This window comes from Cellulomonas algicola, assembly GCF_019024305.1.
In the GTDB taxonomy this organism is placed as follows: domain Bacteria; phylum Actinomycetota; class Actinomycetes; order Actinomycetales; family Cellulomonadaceae; genus Cellulomonas; species Cellulomonas algicola.
Window position 1 is genome coordinate 521,831 of record NZ_JAHKSJ010000002.1, and the last position, 26,501, is coordinate 548,331.

A 26,501-nucleotide genomic window follows, 5' to 3' on the forward strand; every position below is an offset into this window, starting at 1 on the left:
GTGCCTGCGCGACGACGGAGGACTGCCCAGGCGGACCGGCGGCGAGGGCGTCAGGCGACCGGGCGGATCTCCGCGACGTCGCCCGGCCACAGGACCGTCTGGACCAGGCGCGCGAGGTCCTGCACGTCGTCGGTCTCGACGACGTAGTACCCGCCGAGCTGCTCGACCGTCTCGGTGTACGGGCCGTCCGTCACCGTGAACTCGTCGGCGTCGTTCCGCACGACGACCGCGCGGCTCGACGACGCGAGCTCGTGCCCGCCGACGATCGTGTGGCCGCGCTCGGCGCACGCGGCGCTGAACGCGTCGTGGTCCGCGTACGCGGCCGCGCGGGTGGCCTCGTCGGCGGTCTCCCACGCCTTCTCGTCGCCGTGCAGCAGCACGACCCAGGTCTGCGACATCGTCCGTCCTCCCGTTCCTGTGCGACGGGACCGAGCGTGCCCGTCACGTCCATGACGCGCGAGGCAGGTGCGATTCGACAGGGACGCGTCAGCCCAGGAACACCTGCGCGCACAGCAGACCGCGTGCGCTGTCGACGCACGCCACGCCGATGCCCGTGAAGTCCTTCGAGAGCAGGTTGGCGCGGTGCCCGGGCGACGCGAGCCACGCGTCGACGGTGGCCTTGGCGGTCGGGTAGCCGAGCGCGAGGTTCTCCCCGACGGTCCGGCCACCGCAGGCCGCGAGGATCGGCTCCAGCGGGTCGTGCTCGAACCGTCCCTCGGCGACGAGGAGCCGGGCGCGTGCGAGCGCCTGCTGCTGCGCGCACTCGGAGACGCTGAGGTCGGCGACACCCTGCGCGCGGCGGGCCTCGTTGCCGAGCGCGACGATCTCGGCGTCGACCGGCTGGGGTGCGGGGGCCGCGGCGGGGGCGGACGACTGGGCCGGGGCGGGGGTGCTGCCGCCGCCGGAGGGCGGGGGCGTGCCGGCGGCCGGGGGTGCGGGCGGGGCGTCGGTCGCGGTGGGTGCGGGAGTCGGCGTCGGCGTCGCGGAGGGTGTGGCGGACACGGTCGGGGTGGCGGAGGCGTCGCTGAGCTCCGCGCGCCCGCCGCCGCGGCTGACCGCGTCCCAGAGTCGCTGCTCGAGCCCGGCGCCCGGGGCGGCGGCGAGGCCGTCGGCGGGGTCGGGCGTGAGGACGATGGGGGCAGCGACTGCGGCCGCCCCGAGGCAGGTCGCGACGACCAGCATCTCGACGACGACGCGGCGACGGCGCCGCGGGCGGCCCCGGTCGCGTCGGCGCAGGTCGCGTCGTCGAGGGGCCTGCTCCGGGAACGTCACGCCGGGCACGTTATCCGATCGTGACATTTCCGTCATCCCGGACTGGACACCGGTCCGGTTCGCGCCGGCGTGTCGCACGGAGAGCCGAGTCGGAAGGATTGCGCTTTCCACACCGGTGTGGCACGTTGAGGGAGATTCGTCGGGAAACCGGTTTCTGCCCGCTCATGGCGCAGCCCGGCCCCGCACCCGCGTCCCGAGACGAAGGAGTCTCATGCGCACCACCGCCCCCGTCCCGCGGCGCCGCGCCCGAGCGGCCGCCACCCTCGCACTCGTCGCGGCGCTCGGCGTCACGGGCGCCGCGACGGCCCTCCCGGCCGCCGCCGGCGCGGCGCAGAAGCCGTCGACGCCGCCGTCCGCACCTCCCGCCGACCTCGGTCGCGAGGTCCTGCCGCCCGGCGACGGCTGGGCGTCCTGGTCCGGCGCGACCCGGCCCGACGGCGTCGCCCGCACCGCGGCCCCGACGACCGGCGGCGTCGCCGCCGGCCCGAGCGAGGTCTACGTCGTCGACACCTGGCAGGAGCTGCGCGACGCGCTCGCCGGCAAGCGCGGCGGGTCCCAGACCGACGCGCGCCGCAACACGGTCCCGCGGATCGTCTACGTGCGCGGCACGATCGACGCGTGGGAGCGGCCCGACGGCACGCGCACCACGTGCGCGGACCTCGAGCGCCAGGTCACGGTCGAGGGGACCGGCGAGCCGTTCGCCATGAGCGACTACATCGCGGCCTTCGGCCCCGGCGTCGACCCGAGCGGCCCGCTCGAGACCGCGCGCACGGCGGCCGCCGCGCTCCAGGCCGCGCAGACGCTCCAGCACGTCGGCTCGAACGTCACGCTCGTGGGCGTCGGCGACGACGCCCGGATCGTCGGCGGGTCCCTGCGCGTCCGCGACGCGAGCAACGTGATCGTCCGCAACCTCACGCTGTCCGACGCGTACGACTGCTTCCCGCAGTGGGACGCGAACGACTCGGGCGGCAACTGGAACTCCGCCTACGACAACCTCTCGGTGTGGACGTCGACGAGCGTGTGGGTCGACCACAACACGTTCGACGACGGCGACCATCCGCCGGCCACGCTCGACACCGTCTACGGGCGGCCGTTCGAGGTGCACGACGGCCTGGTCGACATCACGCACGGCTCCGACCTCGTCACGGTGTCGTACAACGCGCTGCGCGAGCACGACAAGACGTCGCTCGTCGGCTCGTCGGACTCCCGGACGCAGGACCGCGGCCAGCACCGCATCACGTACCACCACAACCACTGGACCGACATCGGCCAGCGCGCGCCGCGGGTCCGGTACGGCGACGTGCACGTCTACAACGAGCTCTACGAGCAGACGAAGCCCGCGCTCTACCCCGACGGCGTCGGGTTCCAGTACTACCTGGGCGCCGGGCGCGAGAGCAGCATCGTCGCCGAGCAGAACGTCTTCGAGCTGTTGCCGACGTCCGACCCCGCGAAGATCCTCGCCGGCTGGGGCGGGACCGAGGCGAAGGTCACCGGGTCGCTCGTGAACGGCGAGCCGTTCGACGTGCTCGCCGCGTACAACGCGACGGCGACGGCGCCCCTGTCCGACGCGGTCCGCTGGGACCCTGCCGCGGCCTACCCGTACACCGCGCAGCCGGCCTCCGAGGTCGCCGCGACCGTCCGCGCGCAGGCCGGTGCCGGCGTGCTGCGGTCCGGGTCGCCCGTCGCCGACCGCGCGCCCGACCGGTTCCGGCTGTCGCACGACAACGGTTGGGACACCGGGCTGCACGACGGCGACTACACCGTCACCGCGACCCTGTTCTGGGGCAGCAACGGGACCGTCGCGAAGCTGTACGAGGACGGCGTGCTCGTCGACGCCGCCTGGCTGGAGGGTCGCACCCCCGGGAGGCAGCAGGTCGCGTTCGACGTCACCGGCCGGACCGACGGCGACCGCACCTACGTCGTCGAGGTCCTCAACCCGTGGGGCTCGTCGACGTCAGCACCGCTCACCGTCCGCGTCCGCGACGCAGCGCCTGCGAAGGCCGTCCTCAAGCACGACAACCGGGACGGCGACGGCGACCTGACGATCACCGCGCACCTGTGGTGGGGCACCAACGCGGAGCAGTACGTGCTCTACCAGGACGGCGTCGAGGTCGACCGCCAGACGCTGACCCCGGCCACGCCGCAGGCGCAGCACGCGACCACGCGGGTCGCCGGCCTGGCGCCCGGGACGTACGTGTTCACCGCCGAGCTGTCGAACGCCGCGGGCACCACGGCGACCGCACCCCTCACGGTCGTCGTCCGCCGCTGACGCCCGCGCGGGGTGCGCGGGGACCATCGTCCTCACGCACCCCGCCCGTCGGGCCGTAGTGTTCGGTCGGCGGGGTCGTCCAACGGCGGGCGACCCCCGACCACGGAGGTGACGATGGCCTCGATGCGCCACGAGCTCGAGCAGCGCCGCGACGGCATGTGGACCGGCGCGCACGTCACGCTGCTGCTCGTCGTCCCCGCCGCCTACAGCGCCGCCCTCGTCCCCGGTCTCGTGCTCAAGGCCCTCGTCGTCGCGGCCGCCATGGGGCTCGCGCTCGCGGGGTACGTGCTCTCGACCAGCGCGAAGCGTCTCGAGGTCATCCTCGACGAGACCGTGCCCGGGCCCACGCCGCCCGGCGTGACCCCGCCGCCCGCCGAGGTCGAGCACAACCCCTGACGGATCGTGCCGGGTCCGCGCCCGGACCACGCCGACGGGCCGACGCCCCGGGGCGCAGGGACGCCGGCCCGACGCCGGTCGCTCGACCTCTCAGGCCAGCGCCTGCGCCAGTCGCTCGACGAGCTCGGCCTGCGCGGCGACGACCGCGAGCCGCGCGTCGTCGGGCGTGAACCACGCCGCCCGGTCCACCTCGGGGACGGTGACGGTCCGGCCCGAGCGCGGCGGCCACTCGACCTCGACCGTGTTGCTGCGGACCGCCGTCTCGTCGACCGAGCCCTCCCGGGCCCACGCGTGCACGACCTTCCCGCCGCTCTGCCGCACGGTGCCCAGCGGCACGTCGGGCACCGACGCGGGCGGCGGAGCGACGCCGAGCTCCTCGGTGAACTCCCGCACCGCGACCGCGAGCAGGTCGTCCTCGTCGGGCTCCGGCTCACCCTTGGGGATCGTCCACGCGCGCTCGCGGCGCTCCCAGAACGGGCCGCCCATGTGTGCGAGCAGCACCTCGATCCCGTCGCCCGTCCGCCGGTAGAGCAGCAGCCCGGCGCTCACGCGGGCCGCCACGCTCAGCCCTTGCCGAGCGCGTCGATCGCCGCGACCTCGTCGGCCGTGAGCTCGAAGCCGAGCGCGCCGAGGTTCTCCTCGAGGCGGTGCTGCTTCGTGGACTTCGGGATGACGACCACGTCGTGCTCGACGTGCCAGCGCAGCACGACCTGCGCGGGCGTCACGCCGTGCGCCCGGGCCGCGTCCGCGATGGCCGCCGCGTCCAGGTCGGTGCGCTTGAGCGGGCTGTAGCCCTCGACGACCACGCCGCGCTCGCGGTGCGCCGCGAGCAGGGCCGGGTCGTGGTCGACTGGGCTGTACGGGATCTGGTTGACGGCCGGCGCGACGCCGGTCGCCTCGATGAGCTCGTCGATCTGCGCGATCGAGTAGTTGGAGACGCCGATCGACCGCACCAGGCCCTCGTCGCGGGCCGCGACGAACTCACGCCACGTGCTGGGCGTCGCCTGGTTGTTCGGCGGCCAGTGCACGAGCCACAGGTCCAGGTGGTCGGTCCCGAGCGCGGCGAGCGACTCCACGAGCGTCTGGCGCTCGCGGCCGACGTGGTCCGGCGGGAGCTTCGTCGTGACGAACACGTCGTCGCGGTCGATGTCGATCGTGGCCAGCGCGCGGCCGACCTCCGCCTCGTTGCCGTAGCCCGTCGCGGTGTCGACGTGGCGGTAGCCGAGCTGCAGCGCAGCCGTCACCGCGCGCTCCGCGTCGCCGCCCTCCGCCTGCCAGGTGCCGAGACCGAGCACCGGGATCTCTCCGCCAAGGATGGTGAGCGTGGGGGTCGTGGGGGGAAGTGTCATGCGTCCCATCCTCACCCGCGGTCCCGGTCGCTGCGCGGCGTGCGTCGTGACCAGGGGGTCGCCCGGCGACGGGTTCGTCACCCGCTGGGCGGTCGCCCGAGCGGTCGATGCGTTCGTACACTTGTTCGATGGTGCGGGAGGTCGACTGGTCGAAGTGGCTGCGCACGCCACGCGGCTGGGTGCGGGTCCCACCGGCGGCGTGCCCCGCCGGTCACCGCTGGACCAGCACGGGTCCGGGCCGGCCCTCCGAGCGGTTCGTCACGTGCGGCTGCACGATCGACCGGCACCACACGCTGTGGGTCTGCCCGGCGTGCGGCATGCACTGCGCCGAGGGGTGCCGGGACGTGCGGATGTGGGCGGGCAGCACGGTGTCCGTCGGCATCACGGTCGACCGCCGCGGCCGCGTGTAGGCGACGGTCGGCCCCCGCGTCGCTCCCGCGAGGGCTCCCGTGCGTCGGGCGTCGTCGGGCGTCGTCGCGCGTCGTGGCGCTTCGTGGGGTGTCGCGGGTGTCGTCGGGTGTCGGCGGGTCCGCGTGCACCGGTCCTCGCTCCCCAGGTGCGTGACCGGGTGCCCGGCCGCGACACTGGCGACGTGCGGACCGCGGGGGACCGGTCGTCCGGCGCGCGCCGCCTCGTGGTGCGTGCGATCGTCGGCGTGCTCGCGGTCGGGCTCGCCGGGTGCGGAGCGTCGGTGCGCGAGCCCGTCACGGCCGCGACGGTCACGGTCGAGCCCGACGCGGTGGCGAAGGCGGCGGCGCCCGACCCGGTCGTCCCGACCCCCACCCTGACACCCACGCCCACGCCCACGTCCGCGTATCGCGGGACGGTGAGCCCGCTGACGCCCGACGTCGTCGCCCGCATGTCCGCGTCGTGGCGGCCGGGGTGCCCGGTGCCGCTCGAGGACCTGCGGTACGTCACCGTCACGCACCACGGGTTCGAGGGACAGGTGCTCCAGGGAGAGCTCGTCGTGCACGCCGACGTCGCCGACGGGATCGTCGAGGTGTTCCGGGCGCTGTTCGACGCGGGCTACCCGGTCCGGTCGATGCGGCTCGTGGACGACTTCGGCGCCGACGACGACGCGTCGATGGCGGCGGACAACACGTCGGCCTTCAACTGCCGCGCGATCACGGGCGGCACCGCGTGGTCGGAGCACGCGTACGGGAGGGCGATCGACGTGAACCCCGTCGAGAACCCCTACGTGGTCGGTCGGCACGTCGCGCCGCCCGCGGGCCGTGCGTACGCGTCCCGCACCCCGGCGCCGGGCGTGATCCTGGCCGACGACGCCGTCGTCCGGGCGTTCGCGGCGGCGGGCTGGCGGTGGGGCGGCTCCTGGGACTCGCCGGTCGACTACCAGCACTTCTCCGTCTCGGGCCGCTGATCCCGCCGTCGCCCGACCGGCCGACCGTGCGCGGACACCGCGTCAGCGGTCGCGGTGCACCACGGGGGCGACGGCCTCGACGACCGTGCGGGTCACGCGCCGGGCGTCGCGCGTCGCGGCGGTCCCGACGAGCACCCCGAGCGCGATGGAGAACAGCGCGAGGACGGTGTCGATCAGGTCCGAGATGCCGAACGAGTAGCCGGTCGCGAGCTCGGAGACGCCCCGGAACCCGAGCGCACCGGGCACGAGCAGCCAGAACGCGGGGAGCATCGTGACGACCGCGGGCGGACCGGTGCGGGCGCGCTGGATCGCCTGCGAGACCGGCACGACGACGAGCCCGCCGACGAAGCCCGACAGCTGCGGGTCGAGGACGAGCCCGCCCACGGCCTGCGCGGTGTAGGCCGCGTACAGCGCGAGCAGCAGCCACCAGAACGTGCCACGCGGCGGCGACGAGAAGAACCGGTGCCCGACGGCGACGCACAGCACGCCGAGCCACGGCGTCCACGCGCCGAGCAGGTCGAGCCGGGTCTCGGTCGCGAACGGGCCCGCGACGCTCACCGCGGCGACGACGCCGAACGCGAGCAGCAGCAGCTGCGCGCCGCCGAACACGAAGCGGCTCGCACCCGCGACGACCTGGTTCGACGTCAGCTCGATCGCGGCGACGGTGAGCACGGCACCGGGCAGGAAGCTCACGAGCGGGGGTGCGAGGATCCGCACCGGGTCGCCGCCGAGCGCGGGCGACACGAGCGTGATGGTGACGACCGTGACGAGGAACGACGCGGCGACCGGGAGGGCCGCGCCGAGCGTGGGCCAGCGCCCCCCGAGCAGCCGCAGGACCCCGACGACCGCCCCGAGCACGAGGAACACCGGGAGCGTCGCGGCGCTCGGGTAGAGGATCAGGCCGAACCCGACGGTCAGCAGCGCGTGGCCGAGCACGACGAGCAGCGGACCGAACCGCGCCGGCGTGGCCAGGATCTCGCGCAGCCGTGCGCGGGCGCCGGCGAGGTCGGCGTCGCCGCGCACGAGGTCGCGCACGAGCCGGTCCACGTCGCCGATCTGGTGCAGGGGCAGCGTGCCGCTCGTACCCGGGCCGGTGAAGTCGCTCAACGTCCCGCGGGTCGTCTCAACCTGCACGAACACGCCCGTCGGCAGCACGATCGTGCGCACGTGGTCGGCGCCGTACGCGGCCGCGACCTCGCCGATCTGGCGCTCGGTGTCGACGACCGACTGCCCCGACGACAGCAGCGCCGCACCCAGCTCGCGCAGCAGCGGGACGAGGTCGGGCGGCACCTCGGGCGGCTCGACGGGCTCGGGCGGTGCGGTCGGCGCGGCGGGCTCCGTGAGCGCGTGCGCTGCGCGCCGGATCCGTGCGGCGAGCGTCCGCCGGCGCGCGACCGCTGCCGGCGGGACCCCGACGGGTGTGCCCGTCGGGGGCGTCGCGGGCGGACGTGCCCCCTGGTCGCGCATGCCGCCTCCCGCGCGTGCGCCCGGGCCGTCCTGCCGGGCGGGTCCCATGGTGCCGGTCCTCCCTCGGATCGTACGGACGGACCGGTCAGGCGTCCCGGTGGGCGGTCCCGGTCGCAGTGCCGACGACCGCGAGCTCGACGAACTCGTCGACATGCAGCACGCGCAGCGCGGCGCGGACGGGTGCGGGCACCAGGCGCGTCCCTGCGTCGCCGCGCAGCCGGACGGGGTCGTCGAGCACGAGGACGCGCCCGGCCCGGATGAGCCGCGCCCCACCGGCGGCGTCGATGTTGTGCAGCCACTGCACGTCGGGGCCGTAGGTGAGCGCCACGACGACGCCGCGCGGGGTCCGGAACGCCATGACGGGGGTCCGGTACCGGCGCCCCGACGAGCGACCGACGTGGTGCAGCGTCGCGAGCGGCGGGACCCGGTCCGAGAAGACCCCCATCACCGGGTTGGTGACGGCCCGGTTCACGCGGGTGATCCAGTGCGGGATGGGCATGGGGTGGACCGTACCGACGCTCCGGCGGCGCGGCACCCGGGGTCCGTCGCAGGCGGCGTCCGAGGGAGCGGGTGCGCAATCTAGGAGGTCGTGCGGGACGGTGCGACCGGGGCGCCCGGCGTGTCGCGATCGGTCTCGCTGGGCGGGACTCGACTTGCCTCCGCGCGCCGGTCCTGCCCACGGTGGAGAGGTCCGCAAGCGCTGCCCCGGCGTCGGACGGCCCCCCGGGTCGACCGCGACGGGGTGGTGTTCCCCGGCACGAGAGGAGCGCCTGTGCTCACCCTGACCGAGAACGCCTGCACCGCCGTCCGGACCCTCACGGAGCGGGCCGGCCTGCCCGACGAGACGGGCGGGCTGCGCATCGCCGAGCAGGACGCGGGAGGCTTCGAGCTCGCGCTCGTCGCCGCGCCTGTGCCCGGCGACGACGTGGTGACGGACGCGGGCGCCCGCGTCTACGTCGACCAGCGCGCCGCGCACACGTTGTCCGCGCAGCGCCTGGACGTGGAGCCGACGGCGAGCGGCTCGAGCTTCACGCTCTCGCCGCAGTGACCCGGGTGCCGCGGTGAGTCCGCGGGCCTGGACCGTCCCCGCTCGCTGAGCGGGACGGCGTCCCCGACGGCGGGGCGGGAGGCGTCACTCCCGCCCCGCCGTTCCGCTGTCCGGGGACCGCGTGGGGGCGTCAGCGCGGCGGTGCGTCCGGCGCCGCGAGCCCCTTGCCGACCGTGAGCAGGAGCTGCGTCACGACGTCGTGCGGGCCGGCGGTGCCCTGCGCGAGCTCGCTCCACGCGGCGTACAGCGACGCCCACACGGTGGTCTGCACCCACGCGGCGCTGAGCCGGGTGTCGAGCGACCCGTCGGCCAGCCCGCGCGTGCACGCGGCGTCGAGCGCGTGCGTGAAGCCGTCGGCCGGGTCGCAGTCCTCGAGCGGCACGACGCCCGTGAAGACGAGCGTCAGCAGGTCGCCGAGTCGCAGGCACTCCTGGCACGCGCGCAGGATCGCGTCGAGCCCGGGCCCGTCGTCGAGCCGGGCGCGGTCGGCGACGCCGGCGAGCCGCGTGCCGGCCTCCTCGGTGACGGCGGCGAGCAGGTCGCCGCGCTCGGGGAAGTAGCGGTGGAGCGTGGTGCGGCCGACGTCGGCGGCGTCGGCGATCTGGCCGAGGCTCGCGCCGGCGTCCTGCGCGAGGGTGCGGATCGCGGCGTCGACGATCGCGCGCCGGGTGCGGGCGCGTGCGCCGCTCGCGATGTCCGTGCTCACGTTCGGACAGTAGCACCGTGTTCCACAGTGGAATCACTGTTGACCGCGATGGAACACCGGTGTTCCACTAGACGCATGCCGCCGACGCCAGCGCCCGCCACCGAGACCCCCGACACCGCCGACCCGCCCCCCGGCGCCGCGACCGCACCTGCCGAGCCCGACCTCCCGCGCGGCGAGCGGCTGCGCATCCTCGTCTCGTTCGCCCGCCCGCACGCGCGCTCGCTGTCCCTCGGGCTGGTCCTGGGCCTCGCCGCGACCGCCATGGGCCTCGCGACCCCGATGGTCACCAAGTGGGTCCTCGACTCGCTCACGGAGTCGGGCGACCTCGCGGCCCCCGTCGGCGTGCTGCTCGCGCTGCTCGTCGTCGGGTCCGCGGTCGGCCTCGCGCAGTGGATCCTCATGGGGACCGTCGCCGAGCGGATCGTCTACGACGCCCGGCGCTCGCTCGTCGACCACTTCCTGCGCGCGACCGTGCCCGCGATCACCCGTCGGCCCGTCGGTGAGCTCGTCACGCGGACCACGTCCGACACCGTGCTGCTGCGCGAGGCCGCGTCGTCGAGCCTCGTGAGCCTGGTCAACGGGACCGTGTCGCTGATCGGGACGCTCGTCCTCATGGCCGTGCTCGACCTCGTGCTGCTCGGCACGACCATCGCGGCGATCGTCGTCGTGGGCGCCGTCATGGCCGTGCTGCTGCCGGGCATCGGGACCGCGCAGCAGGCGTCGCAGGAGTCGATGGGCCGCCTCGGCGGCACGCTCGAAGGCACGCTGCGCGCGGTCCGCACCGTGAAGTCGAGCCGGGCCGAGCGGCGGCAGGGCGACAAGATCCTCGTCGACGCGCAGGGGGCGCGGGACCACGCGATCCGCGCGGTGCGGACCACCGCCGTGGCGTGGACGGTGTCGTGGGGCGGCATCCAGCTCGCGATCGTCGTCATCCTCGGCCTCGGCGCGTGGCGCGTCTCCGAGGGGCTGCTCGCGGTGTCGAGCCTCGTCGCCTTCCTGCTGTACGCGTTCAACATCGTCGGCCCCATCACCGAGCTCACGCAGAGCTTCACGCAGCTCCAGTCCGGCATCGCCGCCGCGGCGCGCATCCGCGAGGTCACCGCGATGGAGACGGAGGAGCCGCCGACCGGCACCGCGGCAGTCGCGTCGTCCGCACCGGCGAGCAGCCGGGCGGGCGCACCGACCGCACCGGGCGCGGCGGTGGCACCGGACGGGCCGGGCGACGCCGGGCAGGACGGCGGGCGCGTGCACGACGGGCGTGCGGAGGCGGGACCGGTGGTCGACGCCTCGCTGCCGGTCGTCGAGCTGCGCGACGTGACCGCCGCGTACGGGCCCGACGCGCCGCCCGCGGTCCGGGACGTGTCGTTCGCGATCCCTCGACGCGGCCACACCGCGCTGGTGGGTCCGTCGGGTGCGGGCAAGACGACGGTCTTCTCGCTGCTGCTGCGCTTCCTCGAGCCCCAGGAGGGGACGCTGCTGCTCGACGGCGTCCCGTTCGCCGAGGTCGGCCACGACGCGCTGCGCGCGAGGTTCGCGTACGTCGAGCAGGAGACCCCCATCGTCCCCGGCACGATCCGCGACAACCTGCTGTTCAGCGCCCCCGACGCGACCGAGGAGGAGGTCGACCGGGTGCTGCGGGCGGTCCGCCTCGACGGCGCGTTCGACGGCCTGCCCGAGGGGCTCGACACGTCGCTGTCCTCGACGTCGGTCTCGGGCGGGCAGCGGCAGCGGATCGCGCTGGCCCGCGCGTTGCTGCGGTCCCCGGAGGTGCTGCTGCTCGACGAGGCGACGGCCCAGGTCGACGGCCTGACGGAGGCGGCGGTGCACGACTGCATCCGGGCTGCGGCCGAGACGGGCGCGGTCGTGACGGTCGCGCACCGCCTGTCGACGGTCGTCGACGCGGACACGATCCTCGTCATGGAGGACGGCCGGGTCCGCGCGCGTGGCACGCACACCGACCTACTGGCGACCGACGACCTCTACCGCGACCTGGTCGAGGCCCTCCGCATCGGCGTCGAGCTCCCGGCCCGCACCGCCGTCTGACTCGCACCGCACACCCGGGCTCGGCGCCCGGACGCGACGAGACCGCGGCGTCCGCTCGGACCGGCGACGTGGATGTCGCCGTCTCTGCGCGGAGCCGCGGTCTCGGTGGCGGCCGCCCGCCGGGGGACGTCGGGCGGCCGCGGGGAGGGGCAGGCGTCAGCCGCCCAGGAGGTCCTCGAAGGACGGCACCGCGTCGTACAGGCCGACGGGCCGGGACGGCTCGCGGTCCGCGACCTCCTCGGCCAGCTGGCGGCCGGCCCGGCGGATGCGGTCGGGCAGCGGGTTGACCCGGTCGCTGCCCGCGTCGGCCCAGTCGTCGGTCGCGGCGAACACGCCGGTCGGCACGACGTCGGCCCGCAGGTAGGCGAACAGCGGCCGCAGCGCGTACTCGAGCGCGAGCGAGTGCCGCGCGGTGCCGCCGGTCGCGCCGAGCAGCACGGGCCGCCCGACGAGCGCGTCCTTGTCGAGCACGTCGACGAAGGACTTGAACAGGCCGGAGTACGACGCGGAGAACACGGGCGACACGGCGATGAGGCCGTCGGCCCGGTCGACCTTGTCGAGCGCCTCGCGCAGCGGCCCGGACGCGAACCCCGTGAGGGTCATGTTGACGATCTCGTGGGCGAGGTCCCGGAGCTCCACGGTCTCGACCTGCGCGGTGATGCCGCGCTGGGCGAGCTCGGCCACGGTCGCGTCGGCCAGCCGGTCGGCCAGCAGCCGCGTCGAGGAGGGCTGGGACAGCCCGGCCGAGACGACGACGATCGAGCGGTCGCTCATCGTGTCCTTCTTCCTGTACGTGTGCATGAGGTGCTGCGTGAGGTGGTGCGAGGGTGCTGCGAGGAGTCCAGCAGGCTCAACGCGCGACGGCGTCCGCTGCTTCCACGTCGTCCTCGGCGGTCCGGCCGGTCCAGCGGTCGGCGGCCGCGCCCGTGTGAGCGGCGGGCAGGGTGCCGGCGGCACGGGCGGCGGCGACGCGCTCGGCGTGCGACGGCGGGTTCGACGGCACGTGCGCGGGGCGGACGGCCTCGGCCTCGCGGCGCAGCACGGGCACGATCTCCTCGGCGAGGAGGTCGATCTGCTCGAGCACGGTCTTGAGCGGGAGGCCGGCGTGGTCGACGAGGAACATCTGCCGCTGGTAGTGCCCGACCTGCTCGAAGAACTTGCCGTACCGGTCGATGACCTGCTGCGGCGACCCGACGGTGAGGGGCGTCTGCTCGGTGAACTCCTCCATCGACGGCCCGTGGCCGTAGACGGGGGCGACGTCGAAGTAGGGGCGGAACTCGTCCCACGCCTTCTGCGAGTCCTTGCGGACGAAGACCTGCCCGCCGAGCCCGACGATCGCCTGGTCGGCCTGGCCGTGCCCGTGGTGCTCGAACCGCTGGCGGTAGAAGTTCACCATCTGCGCGGTGTGCTCCATGGGCCAGAAGATCGCGTTGTGCAGGAAGCCGTCGCCGTAGTAGGCGGCCTGCTCGGCGATCTCGGGGGAGCGGATCGACGCGTGCCACACGAACGGCGCGACGCCGTCGAGCGGGCGCGGGGTCGAGGTGAAGCCCTGCAGCGGGGTGCGGAACTTGCCGGACCAGTCGACGACGTCCTCGGTCCACAGCTTGCGCAGCAGCGCGTAGTTCTCGATCGCGAGCGGGATGCCCTGGCGGATGTCCTGGCCGAACCACGGGTAGACGGGGCCGGTGTTGCCGCGGCCGAGCATGAGGTCCATGCGGCCGTCGGAGATGACCTGGAGCATGGCGTACTCCTCGGCCAGCCGGACGGGGTCGTTGGTCGTGATGAGGGTCGTCGCGGTCGACAGCACGATGTTCGTGGTGCGGCCCGCGAGGTAGCCGAGCATCGTCGTGGGCGACGACGGCACGAACGGCGGGTTGTGGTGCTCGCCGGTCGCGAAGACGTCGAGGCCGGCGGCGTCCGCGTGCTCGGCGATCGTGAGCATGTTCCGCACGCGCTCGGTGTCGTCCGGCGTGTGGCCCGTGGTCGGGTCGGTGGTGACGTCCCCGACGCTGAAGATCCCGAACTGCATGGTGCGCCTCGTTCCTGCTGCCTCGATCCGGGGGCCCCGCCCTCCGGAGGTTCATGCGTTTGCATGTATCGACCCGCTCAACCCGCCGACGGTGGAACCTATTCCCAGGGTGCCGTGCCCGTGCGGCGGGCGACAACGGGAGGGTCGCGCCGCGCCGACGGGACGGCCCCGGAGGGCTTCCGCACGACTCCGCGGTTACGGTGGTGACCGGAAGGCAGTCAGGGGTGGGGAGGGCCGACCAGCGTGGCCGACGACCAGGTGAAGGTGCTCGTCGTCGAGGACGACGTCGACACCGCCCAATTCGTCCGGACTGTCCTGGAACGTCGCGGTGGCATGTCGGCCACCGTCGTGCACGACCCGATGTCGGCGCTCGCCGAGGTCGCGCAGCAGACGTTCGACGTCGTCCTGACGGACATCCAGATGCCCGGCATGAGCGGGCTCGAGCTGCTCGGCGAGCTGCGCTCACGCGCTCCCGGCGTGCCGGTCGCGGTCATGACCGCGTTCGCGAGCGTCGACTACGCCGTCGAGGCGTTGCGCCGTGACGCGGACGAGTTCCTCGTCAAGCCCGTCGGCGCCGCGATCCTCGTCGAGAAGGTGCGCGCGCTCGCGGCCGAGGGACGCAGCCGCCGCGACGCCGCCGGGCCGACCGAGACCGTGCTGGCCGTCGGCGCGCACCCCGACGACGTCGAGATCGGCGTCGGCGCGACGCTCGCGTCGCACCGGGCCGCGGGCGACACCGTCGTGGTCCTCACGCTGTCGGGCGGCGCGATCGGCGGCGAGATCAACGCACGGCGGCACGAGGCGCTCGCGGCGTCCGCCGTCATCGGCGCGCGGCTCTACCTGCACGACTTCGAGGACACCCGGCTCGACCCCGCGGGCGGGCTCATCACGACGATCGAGCAGATGATCGCCGAGGTGTCGCCGACGATCGTCTACACGCACTCGGTGCACGACCGGCACCAGGACCACCGCGCGGTGCACCAGGCCGTGCAGGTCGCCGCGCGGCGCGTCCCGTCGCTCGCGTGCTTCCAGAGCCCGTCGTCGACGGTCGACTTCCAGCCCGACACGTTCGTGCCCGTCGACGGGTTCGTCGAGACGAAGCTGCAGATGCTCGCGGCGTTCGAGTCGCAGGCGCACCGCGACTACATGGAGCCCGAGCTCGTGCGCGCGACCGCGCGGTACTGGTCGAGGTTCGGCACGGGCCGGTACGCCGAGCCGCTCGAGACGGTGCGGGTCGCGGCGATGATCTCCGGCTCCGGGCGCGGCGGCGGCATCGCTGCGGCCGCGGCGCACGAGCCCGCGCCGCTGGCGCACGACGACACGGGAGGCACGCGATGACCAGGGTCCTCGTCACGGGGGCGGGCGGCCCCGCGGGCGTCGCGGTGATCCGCTCGCTGCAGGCGCGCGACGACGTCGAGGTGTACGCCGCCGACATGGACCGGTGGGCCAGCGCGATCTACCTCGTCCCGCCGGACCGGCGCCGCCTCGTCCCTGCGGGTCGTGCACCCGAGTTCGTCGACGTCGTGCGCGCGATGTGCCGCGAGGACGGGATCGACGTGCTCTACCCGACCGTCGACGTCGAGCTGCCGCGGCTGGCCGCCGCGCGCGACGGCCTCGCCGCCGACGGCACGCTGCTCGCGTCGCCCACGCTCGACACCATCGAGACGTGCCTCGACAAGCTCGCGCTCGCGCGGGCCTGCGCGCGCACCGTCCGCGTGCCGCGCACCGAGCTCGTCGGGACGCCCGAGGCCACGTCGGGCTGGGACTTCCCGGTCATCGTCAAGCCGCGGCGCGGCGCCGGGTCGCGCGGGGTCCGGACGGTGTTCACGGCCGCCGAGCTCGACGCCGTGCACGCCGAGGAGGACCTGCTGGTGCAGGAGATGCTGCCCGGCGACGAGTACTCGGTCGACGTCCTCGCCGGGCCCGACGGGCAGGTGATCGCCGCCGTCCCGCGCGCCCGCCTGCGCGTCGACTCGGGCGTCGCGGTCGCGGGGGTGACCGTGCGCGACGACGAGCTCGTCGCGACCGCGTCGGCCGTCGCGCGCGCGGTCGGGCTCACGAGCGTCGCGAACGTCCAGCTCAAGCGCGACGCCGACGGCACGCCCGCGCTGCTCGAGGTCAACCCGCGGTTCCCGGGCGCGATGCCGCTGACCATCGCCGCGGGCGTCGACATGCCGTCGCTCACGCTCGACGCCGTGCTCGGCCGGCCGGTCCCGGAGCACGTCGACTTCGCCGAGATCGCCAACGTCCGCTACCTCGAGGACGTGTTCCTGCCGGTCGGCGAGGTGCTCCCCGCGCCCGGCGCCGCGCACGTGCCGACCGGCGCGGACGCCTCCGGCGCATGACCGGCGGCCCGTCGCTGCGCGGCGACCACCACGTGCACTCCGCGTTCTCCGACGACGCGGTGAGCACGCCCGCCGAGAACCTCGCCGCCGCCCGGGCCGCGGGGCTCGACACGGTGCGGATGGTCGACCACGTGCGCGTCTCGACCACGTACGTGCCCGACTTCCTCGCGGTCGTGCGCGGTCTGCCGGCCGTCGACGGCCTGCGCGTCCTCACGGGCGTCGAGGCGAAGATCCTGGACGCCGACGGCGGGATCGACGCACCGCCCGAGGTGCTCGCGACGCTCGGCGGGCCCGACGGTGCCGACCGGGTGCTGCTCGCCGACCACCAGTACCCCGGGCCCGACGGGCCGTGGAGCCCGCGCGTCGTCGTCGAGCACCTCGCGTCCGGGGCGCTGACGCGCGAGGGCGCGGTCGAGACGCTCGTCAGCGCCACCGTCCGGGCCGTGCGACGCGCCGGCCGCGCGCAGCTCGCGCACCCGCTGTCCCTGCTGCCGAAGATCGGCCTCACCGAGGACGACGTCCCCGACGACCTGCTCGACGAGCTCGCCGCCGTCGCGGTCGCGACCGGCACGCCGGTCGAGGTCAACGAGAAGTGGCGCTGCCCCGGACCGCGCGTGCGGGCCCGGTGGGCGGACGCGGGCGTCGCGCTCGTCGCGTCGACCGACGCGCACGTCGCGGACGACGTCGGCCGGTACGCGTGGCTGCGCGAGGCCGTCCGGGAGGGCGCGTGACCACCGGACGCGCGACGTGCCGGGCCGCGACGCGCCCGATGTGCTGCGGTGCGAGGCCGCGGACGGGCAGGCTGGACGCATGACCGACGACGACACGACCGTGCGACCCACCGAGCCGGGCGCGGGCACCCGCGTGCTGGTCGTCGACGACGAGCCCGACGAGCGCGCGCTGCTCGCGACCCACCTGCGCCGCGCGGGCTGCGAGGTGCTCGAGGCGCCGTCGGCGGAGGCCGCGCTCGCCGACGAGCGGCAGCTCGACGTCGACGTCGCGTTCGTCGACCTGCGCCTGCCCGGCATGGGCGGCTGGGAGCTCGTCGAGGAGCTGCACCGGCTCCGTCCCGGCCTGCCGGTCGTCGTCACCTCGGTGCTCGACGCGCACGACTACCCGGACGTCGAGGCGACGCTGCCGAAGCCGTTCGTCGGGGAGAGCGTGCGCGCGGCCCTCGAGCAGGCGCTGCCGGACAGGGCGCGATGACGTCCTCCTACCGCGCCGCGATCCCGCCCGTGCCCGCGGGCGGCGGCTCGCGGTTCCTGACGAAGATCGCGTCGCGCCTGGGCGACGACGCGAACGTCGTCGAGCGCCAGCTGCCGTTCCTCGGCGTGTACCTCGTCGCGGTGCTGACGCTGTGGATCCCGTCGATCCCCGTGACCGTGCCGTGGGCCGTGTGGGTGTCGGCCGCGGTCGCGGTGCTGCTCGCGGTCGTCGCGCGACTCGTGCACTGGCGCGACGAGCCCGAGTGGACGCAGGACCTGCTGCCGATCATGCAGATGGTCTGCGTCGCGTTCCTGCGCGCCGGCACGGGCGGCGTCGGCTCGATGTACACCGTGATGATCTTCCTGCCCGTGCTCGCGCTCGCCGCGCAGCGCGGGTGGCGCGGCCCGATCATCTCGACCATCGGGGTCAACCTCGTCATCCTGCTGCCGCCGCTGCTCGACCCGAACGCCGACTTCGGGACGCTCGTGCTGGTCCGTGGCCTGTTCGTGTCGCTCGTGGCGCTGGTCGTCGCCGTCACCGCGCACGAGGTGACCGAGCGGCTGCGCGCGCGCACCGAGGCCGTGTCCGTCATGCGCGACCGCGAGCAGGAGATGGTCGAGCGCATGCGCGCCGACGCGTTCGAGCTCGCCCGCGTGGCCGACGCCCGCCGCGCCGCGCGCGACGAGCTCGTCTCGATCATCGACTCCGCGACCGAGCAGGCGATCATCGCGACCGACGCGACCGGGATGATCCGCGTCTTCAACGCGGGTGCCGAGCGGCTGCTCGGGTTCGGTCAGGGCGAGGTCGTCGGCAAGAGGCGTATCACGGACCTGTACGCCGACGTCGTCGAGCCGACGGGCAACCAGCCGCGCGCGCCCGGCTCGGTCGCCGCGCGGCTGCTCGAGTCGATCGTGACGGCCGGGGACGACGGGCGCGCGTCGCGCGACGCCACGTACCGCCGCCGCGACGGGACCGACGTGACGGTCAAGCTCGCGGTGACCCGACGGCTCGACGTCGACGGCAGCATCGCCGGGTACGTCGTCGTCGCGACCGACGTCACGGCCGAGCGCGAGGCGTCGCGGCTCAAGGACGAGTTCGTCAGCCTGGTGAGCCACGAGCTGCGCACCCCGCTGACGTCCGTGCTCGGGTACCTCGAGCTGCTGCTCGACGGCACCGACGAGCTCACCGAGGAGCAGCGCAGCTACCTCACGGTGATCGAGCGCAACGCGCGCCGCCAGCTCCGTCTGGTCGGCGACCTGCTGCTGACGGCGCAGGTCGACGCGGGCACGTTCGCGATCTCGCCGCGCGGCATCGACCTCGCCGACGTCGTGACGGGCTCGGTCGCGTCCCTCGGCCCGGTCGCCGAGCAGGCGGGCGTGCGCCTCACGACGACCATCGCGCCCGCCCCGGTGACCGCCGACCCGGGCCGGCTCTCGCAGGTCGTCGACAACCTCGTCTCCAACGCCGTGAAGTTCACGCCCGCGGGCGGCGACGTGCACCTCGAGGTGGGGCCGACACCCGACGGCGGCGCGGCCCTGTCGGTGCGCGACACGGGCATCGGCATCGCGCCCGACGAGCTCAGCCGCCTGACGACCCGGTTCTTCCGCGCGACGTCCGCGACGCGCCGCGCGATCCCCGGCGTCGGGCTGGGGCTCGCGATCGCGCGGGCCGTGGTCGACGCGCACGGCGGGCTGCTCGACATCGAGAGCACGCTGGGCGAGGGGACGACGTTCGTCGTGACGCTCCCGGCGGCCCCGCCGCCCGACGCGCGCGCCTGAGCCGAGACCCGACCGCCTCCTCCGCCGGCCACGCGCGCCCTGCCTGCCCGGCCCGGCGAGCGCCGGCACCGGACGAACGGGATGTATCTGGACACCTGCCCGGGATTCCTTCTGCCCGTGCGCCCGACGCGGCGCCCTCGTGACAGCGCACGGAACCCCGTGCCGGACCCGAAGGATCACCCATGTCGTTCGTCAGCCCCGCCCTCGGGACGGACCCCCGCCCGACCGGCGCCGCCGCCGTCCGCGCGCTGCGCGACGCCGTCCCCGCCGTGCACCTGCCCGGCACCGACGGCTACGCGCGGCTCACCGCGACCTCGAACCTCACGCGCCGTGTGAGCCCGCTCGCCGTGGTCGAGGCCACGGGCGCGGCGGACGTGAGCGCCACGCTGCGCATCGCCGCCGCGTTCGGCGTCCAGGTCGGCGTGCAGAGCACCGGCCACGGCGCGACCGAGGAGATGCGCGACGCGCTCCTCGTGCACACCGCCGCGCTCGACGAGCTCACGGTCCACCCCGAGGAGCGCTGGGCGCGCGTCGGTGCGGGCGTCCGCTGGGAGCGGGTGCTCGAGGCGACCGCACCGCACGGGCTGGCAGCCCTCTGCGGGTCCTCGCCGGACGTCGGCGTCGTCGGTCTGCTCACGGGTGGCGGGCTCGGACCGGTCGCCCGCTCGCACGGCCTGTCGTCGGACACCGTGCGCGCGTTCGAGGTCGTCACGGGCGACGGCGTGCTGCGCCGCGTGACGCCCGACGAGCACCCGGACCTGTTCTGGGGCCTGCGCGGCGGCAAGGGCACCCTCGGCATCGTGACCGCCGTCGAGATCGACCTGATCGAGCTGCCCGAGCTGTACGCGGGCGGCCTGTGGTTCGCCGAGGCCGACGTCCCCGCGGTCCTGCGCACGTGGGGCCGGTGGTGCGAGCTGCTGCCCGAGGAGGGCACCACCTCCGCCGCGGTCATGCGGCTGCCCGACATGGACCCGTTCCCCGCACCGCTGCGCGGTCAGGTGACGCTGCACGTGCGCTTCGCCTGGACCGGCGACCCGGCGGTCGGTGAGGAGATGGTCCGGGCGATCCGCGCGGTCGCCGCACCCGTCCTCGACACCGTGGGCGTCATGCCGTACGCCGCGCTCGGCGCGATCCACGCCGACCCGGTCGACCCGCTGCCGCTGCACGAGTCGCACCACCTGCTGCACGGCTTCGGCGTGGACGGTGCCGACCGGCTGCTCGAGCTCGTCGGTCCGGGCGTCGACTCGGCGCTCGCCGTGGTCGAGGTCCGGCAGCTCGGCGGCCGCGTCCGCGAGGGCGAGCCGTGCGCCTACGCGCACCGCGACGCCGCGTACAGCGTCTTCGCGGTCGGCCTCATGATCCCCGAGGTCGCGCAGGTCGTGACGCGGGACGCCGCGCGCGTCGCGGACGGGCTGGGCCCGTGGGTCGCCGAGGGCGGCCTGCCGAACTTCACCGACGCGGCCGGCACGGCGTGGGCGGACCGGGTGTTCACCCCGCTCGTCGCGCGCCGCCTGCGCACGCTGGCCCGTACGTACGACCCCGCGGGCGTGCTCCTCGCGGCCCGCGGCGTGCGCGCCGCCTGATCAGTCGCGGGCGTCCCCGCGCGTCGACCACGGACCGGACGGCGCGCGCGGGCCGTCCGCACCGTCGGCGGGGCCGCCCGGACGGCCGGCGTCGGGGGACAGCCGGGGAGTGCGGCCCGGGACCGTGCGGGAGGCCGCGGTCGGTCCGTCGGGGCCGGCGCCGGCCTGCTGCACGGGGTCGGTCGAGGCCCCCGCCGACGGGTCGGTCGTCGGGTCGGTCGTCGGGTCCGTCGTCGGCGTCGGGGTGGGCGTGGTCGTCGGGCCTACCTGGTAGCGGACCTCGACCGTCGCGTGGTCGGTGAACTGCGCCTGCGTCGACCCGACGAAGGGTGCGACCAGCGCAGCCGCCGCGAACGCGAGCACCACGGCCAGGCGCACCCACGACCCGCGGTCCGCCGCGAGGAACGGGTGCCGGCCGGCCGGCACGGTCGCCTCAGTCGAGGAGGAGGTCATCGAACCTCCTCGCGTCGGCCTGGGCGCTCGCGGCGGCGGCCCGGCGCTCGCGTCGGCCGTCGGTGACGGCCAGGAGCTCGAGCGTCGCGAGCGACAGCAGCGGCGGCACGAGCATCACGGCGCGACCGGTCGCGGACGTCGACCACTGCAGCACCCAGCCCCATCCGCGGTGCACGTCGAGCACGACGCCGCGCACGCGCGTGATGGGGATCGCGTTCGGGTCCGCCTCGGCGTTCGCGTCGCCCTTGGTGAACACGTACGGCTTGGTGACGGGCGCGCCGTCGGCGCCGATCTTCGGGACGCGCTCACCCGTCTCCGGGTCGTCGACGAGCTCGGGCAGGTGCCGCAGCGCGACGATCCGGTGCGTGACGAGCTGCTGCGACCCGACGGGCCAGAACGAGACGACCTGGCCGACCTTGAGGTCCGACTCGCGCGTGATCGCCTGCAGGACCACGGCGTCGCCGGCCTCGAACTTCGGCGCCATCGACCCGGACGTGACGATGAGCAGCCGCTCGTCGTTGACCTGGTACCAGAGCGGCACCAGCAGCGACGCGGCGTACGCGGCCCCGCACACCGCGACGACGGTCCAGAGCGCGGCGGACAGCACGCGGCGCCAGACCGGGCGCGGGGCGCGCGGGGTCCGGGTGCGTGCGGGCACGCTCGGCATCCGTCGGTCGACGGCGGGCGCACCGGGGGTGCGCCTGCGGAGCCTCATCGCACGGGACCTCAGGAGGAGGACGTGCCGTTGTTCGCGACCTGCTCGGCCTGCATGCGCAGGGAGAGCGCGAGCGCCGTGTCCTGGTAGCTGTTGTCGGCGCCGATCGGCAGGTGGACGCGCACGCACAGCGTCTCGTCCGTGCCCGCGCCGAGGTCGCGGTCGTCGGTGTCCGGGCCGGTCGCGGCGCTGCCGACGATCGCCGTGAAGTCGGTCGCGAGCGGGGTGGCCGCGCCGTCGACGGCGCCGAGCTGTGCGGCACTCGCGACGCCGGCCGCGTCGCACTGCCCGGTCTCGAAGATCGCGAGCTGCACGACGTTCCCGAGCGACTGCGGCGTGGCGCCGTCGGCCAGCGTCGGCGCGGGGGCGGGGCCGGTCGCGAGCGTCTCGGCGCGGTACTCGATCGCGTACCGCAGCTGCAGCGAGCCGTCGTTGCTGACGGTCACGGGCGTGTAGACGGTGTCGCCGGGCGCCATGCCGCCGGGCGGCAGCGCGAACGACGTCGCGCCGACCGCGAGGTCCACGGTGCCGGTCGAGATCTCGGCGCTCGTCGAGTCGGTGTCGCTGAACAGCGCCGACGTCGTGAGCGACGTCGCACCGACGACCGCGAGCCCGACGATGCCGACCGTGGTCCACATCCGGCGACGTCGCGGCCTGTCCCGCTGCGGCGGGGCGGGGTCGATCATCTCCTGGAGCAGGTCGTCCATCATCGGGGGCACTCCTCGGGCATCGTGCGCAGGCAGGTACGGGCCGGACGAATCACCATCGGCAAACGGGTGGCGCGGGTTGAGGCATCCGGGTGAGATTCACTCGTTCGAGTGACGAGTGGTCTGCGCCGTCCGGGGGCGACGCCGCCCGCCCGGACGTGAACCCGCAGGTCGCGTGGACTCGTCGGCCCCGCGACGCGGTGTGGGGACGAGCGTGCCGAACGTGAGGTCGGCCGGCGGGACCGCGCGCGAGTAGAGGAAGCCCTGGGCCTGGTCGACGCCGAGCCGCGCGAGGATCTCGGCGGTGTGCTCGTCCTCGACCCCCTCCGCGACGACGCGCAGCCCGAACGAGTGCGCGAGGTCGACCATCGCGCGGACGACGACCTCCGAGCCCTCGCGGCCCCCCGCCTGGAGGTCCGCGACGAACAGCCGGTCGATCTTCAGCTCGTCGACCGGGAGGTCGCGCAGCTGCGAGATCGACGTGTTGCCGATGCCGAAGTCGTCGATCGCGACCCGCACCCCGAGCTCGCCGAGGCGCTCGAGCACCGGCACGACGCGCGACCGGTCCGCGACGAGCGCGGTCTCGGTAATCTCGACCTCGAGCAGCTCGGCGGGCACCGCGTGCTCCTCGAGCAGCCGCTCGATGAGGTCGACGACGTCGGTCGACGCCACGTCGTGCGCCGACAGGTTGACCGCGACCGGCGTGCTCCGGCCGTCCTGCGACCACTGCGCGAGCTGGCGGACGCACGCCGTGAGCGCGTACCGCGTGACGTCGTGGATCAGGCCCGACTGCTCGGCGAGCGGGATGAACGCCGCGGGCGCCAGCAGGCCGCGCGTCTCGTGCCGCCAGCGCATGAGCGCCTCGAGGCCGACGGTGCGGCCCGTCGTGAGGTCCACCTTCGGCTGGTAGTGCATCTCGAGCTCGTGCGAGTCGGGGCTCGCCGCGTCGAGCGCACGGTGCAGGTCGCCCAGCAGGACCAGGCGCGCGGGGGAGGAGTCGTCCTCGTCGAGCGAGTAGACGGCGACGCCCGTGCGGCGGTGCTTCGCGGCGTACATCGCGACGTCCGCCGTCCGCATGAGGGACGACGCGTCGCTCGCGTGCTCCGGCAGGCACGCCACGCCGACCGACGTCTCGACGTGCAGCGCGAGGTCGCCGAGCGGGAACGGCGTCGCGAACAGCCCGCGCACGCGCCGCGCGAGCCGCTCGGCGTTCTCCACCGAGCGCACGTCGGGCAGCAGGACCGCGAACTCGTCGCCGCCCAGCCGTGCGACGACGTCGTTCCCGCGCAGCGCGCCGCGCAGCCGTTCCGCGACCTGCTCGAGCAGCTCGTCGCCCCGGTCGTGGCCGAGGGAGTCGTTGATGTCCTTGAAGTGGTCGATGTCGAGCATCATCAGCCCGACGCGCGTCCCGTCCTGCTGCGCCTCGGCGATCGTGCGGCGCATGCGGTCCGCGAGCATGCGCCGGTTCGGCAGGCCCGTCAACGAGTCGAGCAGCGCGAGCCGGGCGTTCTCCAGCGCCGTCGCCTGCAGGCGGCGCGACGTCGTGAGCACCGTGCGGAACAGCAGCACCCACAGCAGCACGAGCCCGACGCCGACCACGATGCCGACCGTGCGCACCGCGTCGCCCACCGCGTCGGCCGAGCCGGTGTGGTCGAGCATGACCTCCGCGGCCCCGACGACCTCGCCCGCGTCCGTCGCCTGCCCGTCCGCGGTGAGCGTGTCGCCCGCGGTGACCGGCACGTACACGTCGAGCACGTCGGTCTGCGTGCCGCTCGCCTCGCCCTCGTCGCCGCGCACGTCGGTCACGACCTTCGCGTCCGGCTCGCCGGTGCGCATCGTCGCGTCGAGCCGGTCACCGTCGGGGAAGCCGCTCGTCGTGCGGTCGGCGGTCGAGAAGATGAGGGTCCCGTCCTGCGCCCACAGCCGGACCTCGACGACGCTGTCCGCGAACCCGGCGACGGCCGCGCGCACCGCGGCGTCCTGCTCGGGGGTCAGCGCGGTGGCCAGCACGAACGAGTCGGTCGGCACCTGACCGGTCGCGTACGACTGCACCGACTCCGCGGACGCCATCCCGTCGCGCGTGGACTGCCGCTCCATGACGTTCGCCGACACGACGACGAGCGCGAGCCCGAGGACCGTCATGGCGACGACGCTCACGACCGCGAAGTAGCGCGTCAGCGACCACGGTCGACGGGTACGGGGCACGCGGACCTCACGGGCGGGAAGGACGACCGGGGGCGAGTCGGTCGGGTTCGGCGGCTTTCGGTCAGCGCGGGAGGAGCGTGCGCTACGGGGCACCGTAGACCGAAGTGCCGAGGAACTGCGAGACGCGCTGGTCAGCGACCCGTCCGGCGCGTCGGGAACCGGTGGCGCCCCTGCCGTGTTGCACCGGTCGGGCGCCGCACCGCGCGGTTCCCACGAGGAGGACGAGATGGGCTACGAGGTCGAGAAGACCGACGAGCAGTGGGCCGCCGAGCTGGCGCCGCAGGAGTTCGCGGTGCTGCGCCGGGCGGGCACCGAGCGCGCCTGGACGGGCGAGCTGCTCGACGAGAAGCGGGTCGGCGTGTACCGCTGTCGCGCGTGCGGCAACGAGCTGTTCCGGTCCGAGACGAAGTTCGACTCGCACTGCGGGTGGCCGAGCTTCTTCTCGCCGCTCGCCGAGGACCGCGTCGAGCTGCTCGTCGACCGCAGCCTCGGCATGGTGCGGACCGAGGTCCGCTGCGCGCGCTGCGGGTCGCACCTGGGGCACGTCTTCGACGACGCGCCGCAGACCCCGACGGGTGACCGCTACTGCATGAACTCGGTGAGCCTGACGTTCGAGCAGAGCGCCTGACCGCCAGGCACGAAGCCCCCGTCGCGGGACGATCGGGGATCACCCCGACGGGGGCCGTCCGGATGGTCGACAGACCTGAAGTCCGGGCCCGTTCCTGCCGATAATGCTGACGTGGACGAGCTGCTGACGGTGAGACGGTGGCGCCGCTACGGCGCCGACCGTCTTTTCGTCACGCAGGAGACCGGCGCACCCGTCGGGTCCGTGGACCTCCAGTCCGGCGAGGTCGTCGTCGAGCACCCCGCGCTGGAGGACGGCGTCCGCATGGCCGCGCAGGCGTGGCTGCGCGCGGACCTGCGCACCGACACCGGCGCGCTCGTGCTGCCCGTGCCGGCCAGCGCGACCGACGCGCTCGACGCGCTCGACCAGGCCGCGCTCGAGGCGTGGCTCGGCACCGTCTCCGCCGACGCCCCGTCGCTGCCGGCGTACCGCGGCGAGCGCGGCAGCTCCGTGCGCACGCGCCTGTCCCGGCTCGTCGACGAGGGCTGGCAGGTGCTGCACGACGTGCCCGTGGGCCGGCAGGGGTCCGTGCTCCAGAACCTGCTGGTCGGGCCGGGCGGCATCCTCGCGGTCTCGGAGCGCGACCTCACCGGCTCGGAGGTGGTCGTCGAGGGCCGGTTCATGACCGTCGACGGCGAGCCCGTGCCGTACCTGCGTGACGCCCGGCTCGAGGCGTCGCGCGTCCAGACCGCGCTGCTCGCGGCCGCGTGCGCGGGCGTCGTCGTCCGCGCGGTGCTCGTCGTGCAGGGACGCGTGGAGGTGCGCTCGCCGGGCGGCACGGACGACGTGCTCGTCGTCCCGCGGACCGAGGTGCCGGGCATCTTCCGCCGCATGGCCCCGCGGCTCGGGGCCGACCGTGCCGCCGCGATCGCGACCATCGCGGGACGACGCACGACCTGGTCGCGCTGACCCGTCTGGGTGCCAGCA

General features: G+C 74.9%; 27 protein-coding genes. 14 read left to right on the plus strand and 13 right to left on the minus strand.

Annotation, left to right across the window (positions count from 1 at the left end; genetic code table 11):
* Positions 1-50: 50 nt before the first annotated feature.
* Positions 51-398: a YciI family protein gene (locus tag KOV94_RS02435; protein ID WP_218051122.1), complete on the minus strand. Its 348-nt coding sequence runs from the start codon at positions 396-398 to the stop codon at positions 51-53.
* A gap of 88 nt (positions 399-486) precedes the next feature.
* On the minus strand, positions 487-1,272 hold the full coding sequence (locus tag KOV94_RS02440) for a CAP domain-containing protein (protein ID WP_218051123.1): 786 nt from the start codon (positions 1,270-1,272) through the stop codon (positions 487-489).
* A gap of 211 nt (positions 1,273-1,483) precedes the next feature.
* Here KOV94_RS02440 and KOV94_RS02445 point away from each other — a divergent pair, with 211 nt between their 5' ends.
* Both KOV94_RS02445 and KOV94_RS02450 read left to right on the plus strand, forming a co-directional pair.
* The gene (locus KOV94_RS02445; protein WP_218051124.1) at positions 1,484-3,541 is read left to right on the plus strand and encodes a pectate lyase family protein; all 2,058 of its coding nucleotides are present in this window, start codon (positions 1,484-1,486) and stop codon (positions 3,539-3,541) included.
* A 114-nt stretch (positions 3,542-3,655) separates the two neighbouring features.
* Positions 3,656-3,937, plus strand: a complete 282-nt coding sequence (locus KOV94_RS02450; protein WP_124344467.1) for a hypothetical protein — start codon at positions 3,656-3,658, stop codon at positions 3,935-3,937.
* A gap of 90 nt (positions 3,938-4,027) precedes the next feature.
* Here the strand turns inward: KOV94_RS02450 and KOV94_RS02455 are convergent, their stop codons facing one another.
* Positions 4,028-4,498: an NUDIX hydrolase gene (locus KOV94_RS02455; RefSeq protein WP_124344466.1), complete on the minus strand. Its 471-nt coding sequence runs from the start codon at positions 4,496-4,498 to the stop codon at positions 4,028-4,030.
* A gap of 2 nt (positions 4,499-4,500) precedes the next feature.
* Positions 4,501-5,286, minus strand: coding sequence for an aldo/keto reductase (locus KOV94_RS02460; RefSeq protein WP_218051125.1), 786 nt, complete (start codon positions 5,284-5,286; stop codon positions 4,501-4,503).
* A 128-nt stretch (positions 5,287-5,414) separates the two neighbouring features.
* Here KOV94_RS02460 and KOV94_RS02465 point away from each other — a divergent pair, with 128 nt between their 5' ends.
* Together KOV94_RS02465 and KOV94_RS21145 are read left to right on the plus strand one after the other, a co-directional pair.
* Complete coding sequence (locus KOV94_RS02465) at positions 5,415-5,696, plus strand: hypothetical protein (RefSeq protein ID WP_124344464.1); 282 nt, start codon at positions 5,415-5,417, stop codon at positions 5,694-5,696.
* Positions 5,697-5,878: 182 nt separating this feature from the next.
* Positions 5,879-6,664, plus strand: a complete 786-nt coding sequence (locus tag KOV94_RS21145) for a M15 family metallopeptidase (protein ID WP_308160319.1) — start codon at positions 5,879-5,881, stop codon at positions 6,662-6,664.
* 42 nt (positions 6,665-6,706) lie between these two features.
* Here the strand turns inward: KOV94_RS21145 and KOV94_RS02475 are convergent, their stop codons facing one another.
* Positions 6,707-8,131 (minus strand): threonine/serine exporter family protein, encoded by a 1,425-nt coding sequence (locus tag KOV94_RS02475; protein ID WP_218051126.1) that lies wholly within the window; start codon positions 8,129-8,131, stop codon positions 6,707-6,709.
* An 85-nt stretch (positions 8,132-8,216) separates the two neighbouring features.
* Positions 8,217-8,630 carry a nitroreductase family deazaflavin-dependent oxidoreductase gene (locus KOV94_RS02480; RefSeq protein WP_218051127.1) on the minus strand — a complete coding sequence of 138 codons (414 nt, stop codon included), beginning with the start codon at positions 8,628-8,630 and terminating at the stop codon, positions 8,217-8,219.
* 273 nt (positions 8,631-8,903) lie between these two features.
* Between KOV94_RS02480 and KOV94_RS02485 the strand changes: the two genes are divergently transcribed.
* Positions 8,904-9,179 (plus strand): iron-sulfur cluster assembly accessory protein, encoded by a 276-nt coding sequence (locus KOV94_RS02485; RefSeq protein ID WP_124344603.1) that lies wholly within the window; start codon positions 8,904-8,906, stop codon positions 9,177-9,179.
* A gap of 130 nt (positions 9,180-9,309) precedes the next feature.
* Here KOV94_RS02485 and KOV94_RS20525 read toward each other — a convergent pair whose 3' ends face one another.
* On the minus strand, positions 9,310-9,885 hold the full coding sequence (locus tag KOV94_RS20525) for a TetR/AcrR family transcriptional regulator (protein ID WP_124344602.1): 576 nt from the start codon (positions 9,883-9,885) through the stop codon (positions 9,310-9,312).
* Between the two features lie 75 nt (positions 9,886-9,960).
* On the opposite strand from KOV94_RS20525, the gene KOV94_RS02495 reads away from it, so the two are divergent.
* Positions 9,961-11,928 (plus strand): ABC transporter ATP-binding protein, encoded by a 1,968-nt coding sequence (locus tag KOV94_RS02495; RefSeq protein ID WP_218051128.1) that lies wholly within the window; start codon positions 9,961-9,963, stop codon positions 11,926-11,928.
* A gap of 156 nt (positions 11,929-12,084) precedes the next feature.
* Here the strand turns inward: KOV94_RS02495 and KOV94_RS02500 are convergent, their stop codons facing one another.
* Both KOV94_RS02500 and KOV94_RS02505 read right to left on the minus strand, forming a co-directional pair.
* On the minus strand, positions 12,085-12,702 hold the full coding sequence (locus KOV94_RS02500; RefSeq protein WP_124341899.1) for an FMN reductase: 618 nt from the start codon (positions 12,700-12,702) through the stop codon (positions 12,085-12,087).
* A gap of 76 nt (positions 12,703-12,778) precedes the next feature.
* On the minus strand, positions 12,779-13,957 hold the full coding sequence (locus KOV94_RS02505; RefSeq protein WP_124341880.1) for an LLM class flavin-dependent oxidoreductase: 1,179 nt from the start codon (positions 13,955-13,957) through the stop codon (positions 12,779-12,781).
* Between the two features lie 243 nt (positions 13,958-14,200).
* Here KOV94_RS02505 and KOV94_RS02510 point away from each other — a divergent pair, with 243 nt between their 5' ends.
* From KOV94_RS02510 to KOV94_RS02535, 6 genes are all read left to right on the plus strand, one after another.
* Positions 14,201-15,295, plus strand: a complete 1,095-nt coding sequence (locus KOV94_RS02510) for a response regulator (protein WP_124341881.1) — start codon at positions 14,201-14,203, stop codon at positions 15,293-15,295.
* Entirely contained in the window at positions 15,292-16,302 is a 1,011-nt protein-coding gene (locus KOV94_RS02515; RefSeq protein ID WP_218051129.1) for an ATP-grasp domain-containing protein, read from the plus strand. The genes KOV94_RS02510 and KOV94_RS02515 overlap by 4 nt, the downstream gene beginning before the upstream one ends.
* The gene (locus tag KOV94_RS02520; RefSeq protein WP_162352890.1) at positions 16,299-17,033 is read left to right on the plus strand and encodes a PHP domain-containing protein; all 735 of its coding nucleotides are present in this window, start codon (positions 16,299-16,301) and stop codon (positions 17,031-17,033) included. The genes KOV94_RS02515 and KOV94_RS02520 overlap by 4 nt, the downstream gene beginning before the upstream one ends.
* Positions 17,034-17,112: 79 nt before the next feature.
* Positions 17,113-17,508, plus strand: coding sequence for a response regulator (locus KOV94_RS02525; RefSeq protein WP_124341884.1), 396 nt, complete (start codon positions 17,113-17,115; stop codon positions 17,506-17,508).
* On the plus strand, positions 17,505-19,286 hold the full coding sequence (locus KOV94_RS02530) for a sensor histidine kinase (protein WP_218051130.1): 1,782 nt from the start codon (positions 17,505-17,507) through the stop codon (positions 19,284-19,286). Before KOV94_RS02525 ends, KOV94_RS02530 begins: the two co-directional genes overlap by 4 nt.
* 182 nt (positions 19,287-19,468) lie before the next feature.
* On the plus strand, positions 19,469-20,869 hold the full coding sequence (locus KOV94_RS02535) for an FAD-binding oxidoreductase (protein ID WP_218051131.1): 1,401 nt from the start codon (positions 19,469-19,471) through the stop codon (positions 20,867-20,869).
* Here the strand turns inward: KOV94_RS02535 and KOV94_RS02540 are convergent, their stop codons facing one another.
* From KOV94_RS02540 to KOV94_RS02555, 4 genes are all read right to left on the minus strand, one after another.
* Positions 20,870-21,322, minus strand: a complete 453-nt coding sequence (locus KOV94_RS02540) for a hypothetical protein (RefSeq protein WP_218051132.1) — start codon at positions 21,320-21,322, stop codon at positions 20,870-20,872. It abuts the gene before it with no gap.
* The gene (locus KOV94_RS02545; RefSeq protein WP_124341900.1) at positions 21,303-21,989 is read right to left on the minus strand and encodes a signal peptidase I; all 687 of its coding nucleotides are present in this window, start codon (positions 21,987-21,989) and stop codon (positions 21,303-21,305) included. The genes KOV94_RS02540 and KOV94_RS02545 overlap by 20 nt, the downstream gene beginning before the upstream one ends.
* A gap of 59 nt (positions 21,990-22,048) precedes the next feature.
* Entirely contained in the window at positions 22,049-22,747 is a 699-nt protein-coding gene (locus tag KOV94_RS02550) for a TasA family protein (protein ID WP_124341888.1), read from the minus strand.
* Between the two features lie 96 nt (positions 22,748-22,843).
* Positions 22,844-24,949 (minus strand): putative bifunctional diguanylate cyclase/phosphodiesterase, encoded by a 2,106-nt coding sequence (locus KOV94_RS02555; protein WP_308160322.1) that lies wholly within the window; start codon positions 24,947-24,949, stop codon positions 22,844-22,846.
* A gap of 226 nt (positions 24,950-25,175) precedes the next feature.
* On the opposite strand from KOV94_RS02555, the gene msrB reads away from it, so the two are divergent.
* Together msrB and KOV94_RS02565 are read left to right on the plus strand one after the other, a co-directional pair.
* Complete coding sequence (msrB, locus tag KOV94_RS02560; protein WP_124341889.1) at positions 25,176-25,577, plus strand: peptide-methionine (R)-S-oxide reductase MsrB; 402 nt, start codon at positions 25,176-25,178, stop codon at positions 25,575-25,577.
* 111 nt (positions 25,578-25,688) lie between these two features.
* Entirely contained in the window at positions 25,689-26,483 is a 795-nt protein-coding gene (locus KOV94_RS02565) for an NERD domain-containing protein (protein WP_124341890.1), read from the plus strand.
* Positions 26,484-26,501: the final 18 nt, after the last annotated feature.

Bases quoted from the DNA above. Each gene is read 5' to 3' on its own strand.
- KOV94_RS02435 (WP_218051122.1), bottom strand. From the start codon at position 398: ATGTCGCAGACCTGGGTCGTGCTGCTGCACGGCGACGAGAAGGCGTGG.
- KOV94_RS02445 (WP_218051124.1), top strand. From the start codon at position 1,484: ATGCGCACCACCGCCCCCGTCCCGCGGCGCCGCGCCCGAGCGGCCGCC.
- KOV94_RS02450 (WP_124344467.1), top strand. From the start codon at position 3,656: ATGGCCTCGATGCGCCACGAGCTCGAGCAGCGCCGCGACGGCATGTGG.
- KOV94_RS02460 (WP_218051125.1), bottom strand. From the start codon at position 5,286: ATGACACTTCCCCCCACGACCCCCACGCTCACCATCCTTGGCGGAGAG.
- KOV94_RS02465 (WP_124344464.1), top strand. From the start codon at position 5,415: ATGGTGCGGGAGGTCGACTGGTCGAAGTGGCTGCGCACGCCACGCGGC.
- KOV94_RS02475 (WP_218051126.1), bottom strand. From the start codon at position 8,131: ATGCGCGACCAGGGGGCACGTCCGCCCGCGACGCCCCCGACGGGCACA.
- KOV94_RS02480 (WP_218051127.1), bottom strand. From the start codon at position 8,630: ATGCCCATCCCGCACTGGATCACCCGCGTGAACCGGGCCGTCACCAAC.
- KOV94_RS02495 (WP_218051128.1), top strand. From the start codon at position 9,961: ATGCCGCCGACGCCAGCGCCCGCCACCGAGACCCCCGACACCGCCGAC.
- KOV94_RS02500 (WP_124341899.1), bottom strand. From the start codon at position 12,702: ATGAGCGACCGCTCGATCGTCGTCGTCTCGGCCGGGCTGTCCCAGCCC.
- KOV94_RS02505 (WP_124341880.1), bottom strand. From the start codon at position 13,957: ATGCAGTTCGGGATCTTCAGCGTCGGGGACGTCACCACCGACCCGACC.
- KOV94_RS02515 (WP_218051129.1), top strand. From the start codon at position 15,292: ATGACCAGGGTCCTCGTCACGGGGGCGGGCGGCCCCGCGGGCGTCGCG.
- KOV94_RS02520 (WP_162352890.1), top strand. From the start codon at position 16,299: ATGACCGGCGGCCCGTCGCTGCGCGGCGACCACCACGTGCACTCCGCG.
- KOV94_RS02525 (WP_124341884.1), top strand. From the start codon at position 17,113: ATGACCGACGACGACACGACCGTGCGACCCACCGAGCCGGGCGCGGGC.
- KOV94_RS02530 (WP_218051130.1), top strand. From the start codon at position 17,505: ATGACGTCCTCCTACCGCGCCGCGATCCCGCCCGTGCCCGCGGGCGGC.
- KOV94_RS02535 (WP_218051131.1), top strand. From the start codon at position 19,469: ATGTCGTTCGTCAGCCCCGCCCTCGGGACGGACCCCCGCCCGACCGGC.
- KOV94_RS02540 (WP_218051132.1), bottom strand. From the start codon at position 21,322: ATGACCTCCTCCTCGACTGAGGCGACCGTGCCGGCCGGCCGGCACCCG.
- KOV94_RS02545 (WP_124341900.1), bottom strand. From the start codon at position 21,989: ATGCCGAGCGTGCCCGCACGCACCCGGACCCCGCGCGCCCCGCGCCCG.
- KOV94_RS02550 (WP_124341888.1), bottom strand. From the start codon at position 22,747: ATGATGGACGACCTGCTCCAGGAGATGATCGACCCCGCCCCGCCGCAG.
- msrB (WP_124341889.1), top strand. From the start codon at position 25,176: ATGGGCTACGAGGTCGAGAAGACCGACGAGCAGTGGGCCGCCGAGCTG.